This window comes from Streptococcus sp. CCUG 71758 (assembly GCF_011714815.1).
In the GTDB taxonomy this organism is placed as follows: domain Bacteria; phylum Bacillota; class Bacilli; order Lactobacillales; family Streptococcaceae; genus Streptococcus; species Streptococcus halitosis.
The window spans coordinates 343,970-356,371 of the sequence record NZ_RXXO01000002.1; the positions used below are offsets into that span (position 1 = coordinate 343,970).

The following is a 12,402-nucleotide window of genomic DNA, read 5'->3' on the forward strand; positions in this document are numbered from 1 at the left end:
AACGAAGAGAGGTTATTCTATTATGAAAGGTATTATTCTTGCGGGTGGCTCAGGTACCCGACTGTACCCCCTTACACGAGCTGCATCAAAACAGCTGATGCCGGTTTATGATAAACCCATGATTTACTATCCTTTGTCAACCTTGATGTTGGCTGGGATTAAGGACATTTTAATCATCTCAACACCACAGGATTTACCCCGCTTTAAGGATCTGCTCTTGGATGGTTCCGAATTTGGGATTAAACTTTCTTATGCGGAACAGCCAAGTCCAGATGGACTTGCTCAGGCTTTTCTTATTGGTGAAGAATTTATCGGTGACGATAGTGTTGCCTTGATTTTAGGCGATAATATCTATCATGGACCTGGTTTGAGCAGAATGCTTCAAAAGGCAGCCAAGAAAGAGAAGGGTGCGACTGTTTTTGGTTATCAAGTGAAGGACCCAGAGCGTTTTGGTGTGGTCGAGTTTGATGAAGACATGAATGCCATTTCCATAGAAGAAAAACCGGAGAATCCTCGCTCTAACTATGCAGTGACAGGTCTTTATTTCTATGATAATGATGTTGTAGAGATTGCCAAACATATCCAACCAAGCGCTCGTGGCGAGTTGGAAATCACAGATGTTAACAATGCTTATTTGAAACGTGGGGATTTGTCTGTTGAGCTTATGGGACGTGGTTTTGCCTGGCTGGATACAGGGACGCATGAGAGTCTGTTAGAAGCATCCCAATATATCGAAACGGTTCAAAGGATGCAAAATGTTCAGGTTGCCAACCTAGAAGAAATTGCCTACCGAATGGGTTATATCAGCCGCGAAGATGTGCTGAAGTTGGCGCAACCTCTCAAGAAGAATGAATACGGACAATACTTGCTTCGTTTGATTGGAGAAATCTAGATGACAGATAATTTTTTCGGCAAAACACTTGCAGTGCGCAAGATTGATGCCATTCCAGGTTTGTTAGAGTTTGACATTCCAGTTCATGGTGACAATCGTGGCTGGTTTAAAGAAAATTTCCAGAAGGAAAAGATGCTACCGCTTGGTTTTCCTGAGAGCTTCTTTGCTGAAGGGAAACTGCAAAACAACGTCAGCTTTTCTCGCAAAAATGTTCTCCGAGGCCTCCATGCTGAACCTTGGGACAAGTACATCTCAGTAGCAGATGGTGGCAAGGTTCTGGGTTCTTGGGTTGACCTACGTGAAGGTGAGACTTTTGGAAATGTTTATCAGACCGAGATTGATGCAAGTAAGGGAATCTTTGTCCCTCGTGGCGTAGCCAATGGTTTCCAAGTACTCTCGGATACAGTTTCTTATAGCTATCTGGTCAATGACTACTGGGCACTTGAACTCAAGCCTAAATATGCTTTTGTCAACTATGCAGACCCAGCTTTGGGAATCCAGTGGGAAAATCTAGCAGAAGCAGAAGTCTCAGAAGCTGATAAACATCATCCATTACTTAAGGATGTAAAACCACTAAGAAAAGAAGATTTGTAAAAAAGTTAAGGAATAAAAATGACTGAATACAAGAATATTATCGTGACAGGTGGGGCTGGTTTTATCGGTTCTAACTTTGTTCATTATGTTTACAAGAACTTTCCAGACGTCCATGTGACAGTGCTGGACAAGCTGACTTATGCGGGGAATCGTGCCAACATTGAAGAAATTTTAGGTGATCGTGTTGAGTTGGTTGTTGGAGATATTGCTGACGCAGCCTTGGTAGACAAGTTAGCGGCTGAAGCGGATGCTATCGTTCATTACGCTGCAGAAAGCCATAATGACAACTCGCTCAATGACCCGAGCCCCTTTATCTACACTAACTTCATTGGGACCTACACTCTATTGGAAGCAGCTCGTAAATATGACCTTCGTTTCCACCATGTGTCGACTGACGAAGTCTATGGGGATCTGCCTCTACGTGAAGATTTGCCAGGTCATGGAGAAGGTCCAGGTGAGAAGTTTACAGCTGAAACCAAGTACAATCCAAGCTCGCCTTACTCATCAACAAAGGCAGCTTCAGACTTGATTGTCAAAGCATGGGTTCGCTCATTTGGCGTGAAAGCGACGATTTCGAACTGTTCAAACAACTATGGTCCTTACCAGCATATTGAGAAGTTCATTCCGCGCCAAATCACCAATATCTTGAGCGGTATCAAGCCAAAACTCTATGGTGAAGGTAAGAATGTCCGTGACTGGATCCATACCAATGACCATTCTTCAGGTGTTTGGACAATTTTGACAAAAGGTACAATCGGTGAAACTTACTTGATTGGTGCGGATGGCGAGAAGAACAACAAAGAAGTGTTAGAACTCATCCTCAAGGAGATGGGGCGACCAGCTGATGCTTATGATCATGTGACAGACCGTGCGGGTCACGACCTCCGCTATGCCATCGACGCTAGCAAGCTCCGTGATGAACTAGGATGGAAGCCAGAGTTTACCAATTTTGAAGCAGGTCTCAAAGAGACCATCAAATGGTACACAGACAACCAAGAATGGTGGAAATCTGAAAAAGAAGCCGTCGAGGCTAACTATGCCAAGACGCAAAAAGTAATTAACTAATCAGATACTAAAAAGCAAGAGACTTTGAGTTCTCTTGCTTTTTATGTATGTCGTAGACTTTTATTTTCTTACTTCTTGTTTATAAAACTCTTTAAGTGCATCTTGCCAGGTTGGAATGACGAAACCTGTCGCCTTCGCTTTGGCTAAACTCATGGTTGAGTTGAGGGGACGTTTAGCCTTAGCAGGGAACTTGCTGGAGTCTACTGGTACTACTTCAACATCACTGTCCTTAAGAATTTCGACAGCAAAGTCATACCAAGTGGTATCTTCAGTGGAGTCATTTGATAAGTGGTAGTAGCCAAATTCTTTTTGATTTTCAGTCAAGTAGGTCATGAACTCAGCCAAGGTACGTGTCCAAGTTGGGCGACCGTGTTGGTCGTTAACTACAGTGAGAGTTTTATGGGTTTTGGCAAGATTTTTCATGGTAAAGACAAAGTTTTTGCCATAATTTCCAAAGACCCAAGCAGTACGGATGATATAATGTTGTGACGTAAGATTTTCAACGAGTTCTTCACCCATTCGCTTGGTACGCCCGTACTCTGTCTGCGGATCAGGTAGATCACCGACTTCCCATTCTTGTCCAACGGGTTTTTTCCCATCAAAGACATAGTCTGTCGAGATATAGACAAGGGTAGCTCCGTATTTCTCAGAGGCCTTGGCTACATTTTCAGTTCCAGTTACGTTTATGGCAAAATCCAGTTCTTTCCCCTCGTCTTCAGCCGCATCCACAGCAGTGTAGGCTGCACAATGATAGACTAGAGTTGGCTTGACCTCAGCAAAGACTTTCTCAACCATTTCAGCATTAGTGATATCCATTTCGGCCACATCCACTGCAACATAGTCCACATTTCGTTCATCTAGTAAATAACGTAGTTCGGTACCGAGCTGACCATTCGCACCTGTAATTAATATCATTGTCTTCTCCTTAGCTTTTCTTCTATGTTAATCATAGCAAAAAAATGATAAAAAATCTGATTTTTACCTTTGGTTTGACCGTTTGTATTTTGGAAATCGTAAGTTATACAAATTGGAATTTAATACTATGGCTATCTATCAAAAAAATTTTTTCAGAAAATGCTAAAATCATTCAAAAATTCTGAAAATTCTGTTGACAACTTTCTGAAAAGGGTCTATAATGGGATGTAAATTTTAAAGGAGAAAATGATGAAAAGTTCAAAATTACTTGCCCTTGCGGGTGTGACATTATTGGCAGCTGGTACTCTGGCTGCGTGCTCTGGATCAAGTTCAAGTGCTAAAGGTGAGAAGACATTCTCATACATTTATGAAACGGATCCTGACAACCTCAACTATTTGACAACTGGTAAGGCAGCTACTGCAAATATTACCAGTAACGTTATCGATGGCTTGCTCGAAAATGACCGCTATGGTAACTTTGTACCATCTATGGCTGAGGATTGGTCTGTATCTAAGGACGGCTTGACTTACACATATACGCTTCGTAAGGATGCAAAATGGTATACCTCTGAAGGTGAGGAATACGCAGAAGTCAAAGCTCAAGACTTTGTAACAGGACTTAAATATGCTGCTGATAAAAAATCTGATGGTCTTTATTTAGTTCAAGAATCAATCAAAGGATTGGACGCCTATGTTAAAGGAGAAATTACAGACTTCTCTCAAGTAGGAATCAAGGCCCTTGATGATTATACAGTTCAGTACACATTGAACAAGCCAGAAAGCTTCTGGAATTCTAAGACAACGATGGGAGTTTTGGCCCCAGTAAATGAAGAGTTCTTGAACTCTAAAGGGGATGACTTCGCTAAGGGAACTGACTCAAGCAGTATTCTCTACAATGGTCCGTTCTTACTCAAATCAATTGTTGCTAAATCTTCTGTCGAATTTGCGAAAAATCCTAACTACTGGGATAAGGACAATGTCCATATCGATAAGGTTAAATTATCATTCTGGGATGGACAAGATACCAACAAACCAACTGAAGCTTTCAAAGACGGTAGCTTTACAATGGCTCGTCTCTTCCCAACAAGCGCTAGCTACACAGAGACTGAAAAGGCATTTAAAGACAATATCGTTTATACACAACAAGACTCTACTACTTATTTAGTAGGTACGAATATCGATCGCCAGTCTTATAAGTACACTTCTAAGACAACCGATGAAGAAAAAACATCAACCAAGAAAGCTCTTCTAAACAAGGACTTCCGTCAAGCTCTTGCTTTTGGTTTCGATAGAACGGCCTATGCTTCTCAAGTAAATGGTGCAAGCGGGGCAACTAAACTGCTTCGTAACTTGTTTGTTCCTCCTACATTTGTACAGGCAGATGGAAAGAACTTTGGCGAAATGGTCAAAGAAAAATTGGTGACTTATGGTGACGAGTGGAGCAACGTGAACTTGGATGATGCTCAAGATGGACTCTACAACCCAGATAAGGCCAAAGCAGAATTCGCTAAAGCTAAGACAGCCCTTCAAGCGGAAGGTGTGAAATTCCCAATCCACTTGGATATGCCTGTAGATCAAACCAATACAACAAAAGTTCAACGTGTTCAATCTTTTAAACAGTCAGTTGAAGAAAATCTAGGATCAGATAATGTGGTTATCGATATCCAACAGCTCCAAAAAGACGATGTTCAAAACATTACCTACTTCGCTGAAACTGCGGCTGGAGAAGACTGGGATATCTCAGATAACGTGGGTTGGTCTCCAGACTATATCGATCCATCTACTTATCTTGATATTATCAAGCCTTCTGTAGGAGAAAATACGAAAACATATCTAGGATTTGATTCTGGGACAAGCAACGCTGCCGCTAAGCAAGTTGGTTTAGAAGATTACGAAAAAATGGTTGTGGAAGCTAGTGAAGAAACCACTGATGTTTCAAAACGTTATGAGAAATATGCTGCTGCCCAAGCTTGGTTGACAGACAGTGCCTTGCTCATCCCAACAACTTCTCAAACTGGTCGTCCAATGTTGTCTAAGATGGTACCATTTACACTTCCATTTGCATACTCTGGTAACAAGGGTATGAGTGAAGCCCTTTTGTACAAATATCTAGAAGTACAAGATAAGGCAGTGACAACAGAAGAATACCAAAAAGCTCAAGAAAAATGGTTGAAAGAAAAAGAAGAGTCAAATAAAAAGGCCCAAGAAGATCTCGCAAACCATGTGAAATAACTTTAAAAAAGTAAAGGATTTAGCCATCGACATGATGGTTAAGTCCTTTTTTATCTTGGTATAAGTCCCTGAATGATTAGAGATAGGATTTTTCAGAAAAGAGAAAATTTTAGTGAATTTTACCTATTTCCTATTGCTTTCTGATCTTTTATTTGTTATATTAAAAGTACAATTATTTTTTATTTAGAACAGTTAAGCTTAGCACTTTCAGAGAAAGGAGTATTTTTTAAAAAAGAAATGTAAACGCTTACTGGAAAATGAAAGGATTTAGGAGTTCATGGATAAACGATTTTTTGAAAAACGCTGTAAGTTCAGTATTCGTAAGTTTACGCTTGGAGTAGCTTCGGTGATGATTGGAGCGACTTTCTTCGCAGCTAGCCCAGTATTGGCTGATCAAGCAACAGTTGGTTCTACAACTAATTTGCCAAGTGAATTAGCTGATTTGGATAAGAAGGCTAGTGATGAGGGGCACGATTTTGACAAGGAAGCCGCCGCTCAGAATCCTGGTTCGGCTGAAACTACTGAAGGCCCTCAAACAGAAGAAGAGTTGTTGGCTCAAGAAAAAGAAAAGTCTGAAAAGCCAAGCAATCTGCCAAAAGAATTAGAAGATAAATTGGAGAAAGCTGAAGACAATGGGCGTGAAGTTGACAAGGATCAGTTGGCCCAAGATACAGGGAAGCTCGTCCCAGAAGATGTGGCTAAGACTACCAATGGGGAATTAAACTACGGCGCGACTGTTAAGATCAAGACGCCATCAGGAGAAGGTAGCGGTATTGTCGTTGCTAAAGACCTTGTCTTGACGGTTTCTCATAACTTTATCAAGGATAGCCAAGACGGCAATATCCGTAAGGTTGTGGACAATGATCAAGGGGATGGAGATATCTATAGTATCTCTTATCCAGGACTGCCAGATGTCAAGTTTAGCAAGAAAGATATCATTCATTGGGATCGTGAAGGCTACCTGAAGGGCTTCAAAAATGATTTGGCCCTAGTGAGATTGCGTACAGTTCTAGAAAATACGCCTGTTGAAGTAACTAAAAAACCAGTAGTTAAGAAAATTGGAGATAAGCTCCATGTCTTTGGTTATCCAGAAGGGAAATTGAATCCGATTGTCAATACTACAGTTGATTTTGCGGAACCATACGGAGAAGGCGTCCAAGGGATTGGTTACCAAGGAGGCAAACCGGGCGCTAGTGGTGGCGGTATCTTTGATACAGAAGGCAAACTAGTCGGTGTGCATCAAAATGGTGTAGTTGGAAAACGTAGTGGAGGCATTCATTCTCTTCTCACCAGCTCAACTAAAATGGATCCAGGACCACATGCAGGGAATTTCAAGTGTGAAACCAGCAGACTTGGAAGAGAAAGAAAAACCGGCTGAAGAAAAACCAAAAGAGGATAAACCTGAAACCCCTAAGACAGTAACCCCTGAATGGCAAACGGTAGCAAAAAAAGAACAGCAGGGAACAGTTACGGTTCGTGAAGAAAAAGGTGTCCGCTACAATCAATTGTCTTCAACTGCACAGAACGACAATGGCGATAAACCAGCCTTGTTTGAAAAACAAGGATTGACAGTTGACGCTAATGGAAATGCGACGGTTGATTTAACCTTCAAAGATGATTCTGAAAAGGGCAAATCACGCTTTGGTGTCTTCTTGAAATTTAAAGATACCAAGAACAATGTTTTTGTTGGTTATGATAAGGACGGCTGGTTCTGGGAGTATAAATCTCCAACCGATAGCACCTGGTATAAGGGGGGCCGTGTAGCAGCGCCAGAACCAGGTTCTGTAAACCGTCTTTCTATTACCCTCAAGTCAGATGGACAACTCAATGCAACGAATAATGATGAGAAACTCTTTGATACGGTCACTTTGCCAGCAGCTGTTAATGAAACTCTCAAAAATGAGAAGAAAATCGTTCTAAAAGCTGGTTCCTATGGCAATGAGCGTACAGTTGTCAGCGTTAAAACAGACAATCAAGAAGGTGTGAAAGCAGATGATACTCCTGCCCAGAAAGAAACAGGTCCAGTTGTTGACGATAGCAAGGTGACTTATGATACGATCCAGTCCAAGGTCCTCAAGGCAGTGATTGACCAAGCCTTCCCACGTATTAAAGAATATAGTTTGAATGGGCATACCTTGCCAGGACAAGTCCAACAATTCAATAAAGTATTTATCAACAAACACGAAGTCACACCTGAAGTTACCTACAAAAAAATCAATGAGACAACAGCAGAGTACGTGATGAAGCTTCGCGATGATGCTAATCTTATCAATGCGGAAATGACAGTACGCTTGCAAGTTGTGGATAATCAATTACACTTTGATGTGACCAAGATTGTCAACCACAATCAAGTTACTCCAGGTCAAAAGATTGATGACGAAAGAAAATTGCTTTCCACGATTAGTTTCCTTGGTAATGCTTTAGTCTCTGTTTCGAGTGATCAAGCTGGTGCTAAGTTTGATGGGGCAACCATGTCAAACAATACGCATGTCAGCGGAGATGATCATATCGATGTAACCAATCCAATGAAGGATCTGGCTAAGGGTTACATGTATGGATTTGTTTCTACAGATAAGCTTGCTGCAGGTGTTTGGAGCAACTCTCAAAACAGCTACGGTGGTGGTTCGTATGATTGGACTCGTTTGACAGCCTATAAAGAAACAGTTGGAAATGCCAACTATGTCGGAATTCATAGCTCTGAATGGCAATGGGAAAAAGCTTATAAGGGCATTGTCTTCCCAGAATACACGAAGGAACTTCCAAGTGCCAAGGTTGTTATCACCGAAGATGCCAATGCTGACAACAAAGTCGACTGGCAAGATGGTGCCATTGCTTATCGTAGCATCATGAACAACCCTCAAGGTTGGGAAAAGGTTAAGGATATCACAGCTTATCGTATCGCGATGAACTTTGGTTCACAAGCACAAAACCCGTTCCTCATGACCTTGGATGGTATCAAGAAAATCAATCTCCATACAGATGGTCTTGGGCAAGGTGTTCTCCTTAAAGGATATGGTAGTGAAGGTCATGACTCTGGTCACTTGAACTATGCTGATATTGGTAAACGTATTGGTGGTGTTGAAGACTTCAAGACCTTGATCGAAAAAGCGAAGAAATATGGAGCACATCTAGGTATCCACGTTAACGCATCTGAGACCTATCCTGAGTCTAAATACTTTAACGAAAATATTCTTCGTAAGAATCCAGATGGAAGCTACAGCTACGGATGGAACTGGCTAGACCAAGGAATCAACATTGATGCTGCTTATGACTTGGCACATGGACGTTTGGCTCGCTGGGAAGACTTGAAGAAAAAACTTGGTGAAGGTCTCGACTTTATCTATGTGGACGTTTGGGGCAATGGTCAATCAGGTGATAACGGTGCCTGGGCTACCCACGTTCTTGCTAAAGAAATCAACAAACAAGGCTGGCGCTTTGCGATCGAGTGGAGCCATGGTGGTGAATACGACTCTACCTTCCAACACTGGGCAGCTGACTTGACCTATGGTGGCTACACTAATAAAGGTATCAACAGTGCCATCACACGCTTTATCCGCAACCACCAAAAGGATTCTTGGGTTGGGGACTACAGAAGTTACGGTGGTGCAGCCAACTACCCACTTCTAGGTGGCTACAGCATGAAAGACTTTGAAGGCTGGCAAGGACGAAGCGACTACAATGGCTACGTGACTAACCTCTTTGCCCATGACGTCATGACTAAGTACTTCCAACACTTCACTGTAAGTAAATGGGAAAATGGTACACCAGTTACCATGACCGATAATGGTAGCACCTATAAATGGACACCAGAAATGAAGGTTGAGCTAGTCGATACAGCAGGTAACAAGGTTGTTGTGACTCGTAAGTCAAATGATGTCAATAGCCCGCAATACCGCGAACGTACAGTAACGCTCAATGGACGTGTCATCCAAGATGGCTCAGCTTACTTGACTCCTTGGAACTGGGATGCAAATGGTAAGAAACTTCCTACTGATAAGGAAAAAATGTACTACTTCAATACGCAGGCTGGTGCAACAACTTGGACACTTCCAAGCGATTGGGCAAATAGCAAGGTTTACCTTTACAAGCTAACTGACCAAGGTAAGACAGAAGAGCAAGAACTAACTGTAACAGATGGTAAGATTACCCTAGACCTTCTCGCAAATCAACCATACGTTCTCTACCGTTCAAAACAAACCAATCCTGAAATGTCATGGAGCGAAGGCATGCACATCTATGACCAAGGATTTAACAGTGGAACCTTGAAACACTGGACCATTTCTGGTGATGCTTCTAAGGCAGAAATTGTCAAATCACAAGGTGCAAATGAAATGCTTCGTATCCAAGGCAATAAGAGCAAGGTCAGTCTTACTCAAAAACTGACTGGCTTGAAACCAAATACCAAGTATGCCGTTTATGTTGGTGTCGATAACCGTAGTAATGCCAAGGCAAGTATCACAGTGAATACTGGCGAAAAAGAAGTAACTACTTATACTAATAAGTCACTCGCTCTCAACTATATCAAAGCATATGCTCATAACAATCGTCGTGACAATGCTACAGTTGACGATACAAGTTACTTCCAAAATATGTACGCCTTCTTTACAACTGGATCGGACGTATCAAATGTTACTCTGACTTTGAGTCGTGAAGCTGGTGATGAAGCAACTTACTTTGATGAAATTCGTACCTTTGAAAACAATTCAAGCATGTACGGAGACAAACATGATACAGGTAAAGGAACCTTCAAACAAGACTTTGAAAATGTAGCTCAAGGAATCTTCCCATTTGTAGTGGGCGGTGTCGAAGGTGTCGAAGACAACCGCACTCACTTGTCTGAAAAACACGATCCATATACACAGCGTGGTTGGAATGGTAAGAAAGTCGATGATGTTATCGAAGGAAATTGGTCATTGAAGACAAATGGACTAGTGAGCCGTCGTAACTTGGTTTACCAAACTATTCCACAAAACTTCCGTTTTGAAGCTGGTAAGACTTACCGTGTAACCTTTGAATACGAAGCAGGCTCTGACAATACCTATGCCTTTGTAGTCGGTAAGGGAGAATTCCAGTCAGGTCGTCGTGGTACTCAAGCTAGCGACTTGGAAATGCATGAATTGCCAAATACTTGGACGGATTCTAAGAAAGCCAAGAAGGCAACCTTCCTCGTGACAGGTGCAGAAACAGGCGATACTTGGGTAGGTATCTACTCAACTGGAAACGCAAGCAATACTCGTGGAGATGCTGGCGGAAATGCCAACTTCCGTGGTTACAACGACTTCATGATGGACAATCTTCACATCGAGGAAATTACCCTAACAGGTAAGATGTTGACAGAAAATGCTCTCAAGAACTACTTGCCAACGGTTGCCATGACCAACTACACGAAAGAGTCTATGGATGCTTTGAAAGAGGCGGTCTTTAACCTCAGTCAGGCAGATGATGACATTAGCGTGGAAGAAGCGCGTGCAGAGATTGCCAAGATTGAAGCTCTGAAGAATGCTTTGGTTCAGAAGAAGACAGCCTTGGTAGCAGAAGACTTTGAAAGTTTGGATGCGCCAGCTCAAGCGGGAGAAGGCCTAGAGAATGTCTTTGATGGCAATGTATCTAGCCTATGGCATACATCTTGGAATGGAGGAGATGTAGGCAAGCCTGCAACCATGGTCTTGAAAGAACCAACTGAAATCACAGGACTTCGTTATGTTCCACGTGCCTCTGATTCAAATGGAAACTTGCGAGATGTGAAACTGGTTGTCACAGATGAGTCTGGTAAAGAACATACCTTCACAGTGACAGATTGGCCAAATAACAACAAACCAAAAGACATTGACTTTGGCAAGACAATCAAGGCTAAGAAAATTGTCCTTACTGGTACCAAGACTTACGGAGATGGTGGCGATAAATACCAATCTGCAGCTGAACTCATCTTTACCCGTCCGCAAGTAGCAGAAACACCTCTTGACATGTCTGGCTATGAAGCAGCTTTAGCTAAGGCGCAGAAATTAACAGACAAAGACAATCAAGAGGAAGTAGCTAGCGTTCAGGCAAGCATGAAATATGCGACGGATAACCACCTCTTGACGGAAAGAATGGTGGCCTACTTCGCAGACTATCTCAACCAATTAAAAGATTCTGCTACGAAACCAGATGCTCCAACAAGTAGCAAGGGGGAAGAGCAACCACCAGTTCTTGATGTACCTGAGTTCAAAGGCGGCGTCAATGCAACAGAAGCAGCTGTACATGAGGTTCCTGAGTTCAAGGGCGGCGTTAATGCGGTTGAAGCCTTGGTACACGAATTGCCAGAATACAAAGGTGGAGCCAATGCAGTTCTAGCAGCTGCAAATGAAGTTCCAGAGTATAGAGGTGGCGTCAATGCAGTTGAGGCCTTGGTAAATGAAAAACCAGCTTACACAGGTGTATTGGCTACAGCTGGAGATCAAGCAGCTCCAACGGTTGAAAAACCTGAGTACCCGCTCACTCCAAGTCCAGTAGCTGAGACCAAAACTCCGGGAGCAAAAGATGAAGAGAAACTTCCTGCTACAGGGGAACACAACTCAGAAGTAGCCCTCTTCTTAGCAAGTGTGAGTATCGCTTTATCTGCCGCTGCTCTTGCGACAAAACGAAAAGAAGACTAAACAGATTTGGTTTTAGAAGTCCAAAAGAACTAGAATCAAATAGGATTAAACAGCCGGAGAGGACCTCTA

5 protein-coding genes and 1 pseudogene are annotated in these 12,402 nt (G+C 42.3%); 5 read left to right on the forward strand and 1 reads right to left on the reverse strand.

Features of this window, described 5'->3' with window-relative positions:
* The first annotated feature begins 22 nt into the window (after positions 1 to 22).
* From rfbA to rfbB, 3 genes are read left to right on the forward strand one after another with little or no spacing between them, the layout of a single operon-like run.
* On the forward strand, positions 23 to 892 hold the full coding sequence (gene rfbA / locus EKB01_RS05180) for a glucose-1-phosphate thymidylyltransferase RfbA (RefSeq protein WP_084852697.1): 870 nt from the start codon (positions 23 to 25) through the stop codon (positions 890 to 892).
* Positions 893 to 1,486 (forward strand): dTDP-4-dehydrorhamnose 3,5-epimerase family protein, encoded by a 594-nt coding sequence (locus EKB01_RS05185; protein WP_084852696.1) that lies wholly within the window; start codon positions 893 to 895, stop codon positions 1,484 to 1,486.
* A gap of 18 nt (positions 1,487 to 1,504) precedes the next feature.
* Positions 1,505 to 2,551 carry a dTDP-glucose 4,6-dehydratase gene (rfbB, locus tag EKB01_RS05190; RefSeq protein WP_084852695.1) on the forward strand — a complete coding sequence of 349 codons (1,047 nt, stop codon included), beginning with the start codon at positions 1,505 to 1,507 and terminating at the stop codon, positions 2,549 to 2,551.
* Positions 2,552 to 2,611: 60 nt separating this feature from the next.
* On the opposite strand, the gene rfbD is transcribed toward rfbB, so the two are convergent.
* A complete protein-coding gene (gene rfbD, locus EKB01_RS05195) occupies positions 2,612 to 3,466 on the reverse strand; it encodes a dTDP-4-dehydrorhamnose reductase (RefSeq protein WP_084852694.1) in 855 nt (284 codons plus the stop codon).
* A gap of 249 nt (positions 3,467 to 3,715) precedes the next feature.
* On the opposite strand from rfbD, the gene EKB01_RS05200 reads away from it, so the two are divergent.
* Complete coding sequence (locus tag EKB01_RS05200; protein ID WP_057488720.1) at positions 3,716 to 5,698, forward strand: peptide ABC transporter substrate-binding protein; 1,983 nt, start codon at positions 3,716 to 3,718, stop codon at positions 5,696 to 5,698.
* 277 nt (positions 5,699 to 5,975) lie between these two features.
* A pseudogene (locus tag EKB01_RS05205) lies at positions 5,976 to 12,333 on the forward strand (SpGH101 family endo-alpha-N-acetylgalactosaminidase).
* Positions 12,334 to 12,402 lie beyond the last annotated feature (69 nt).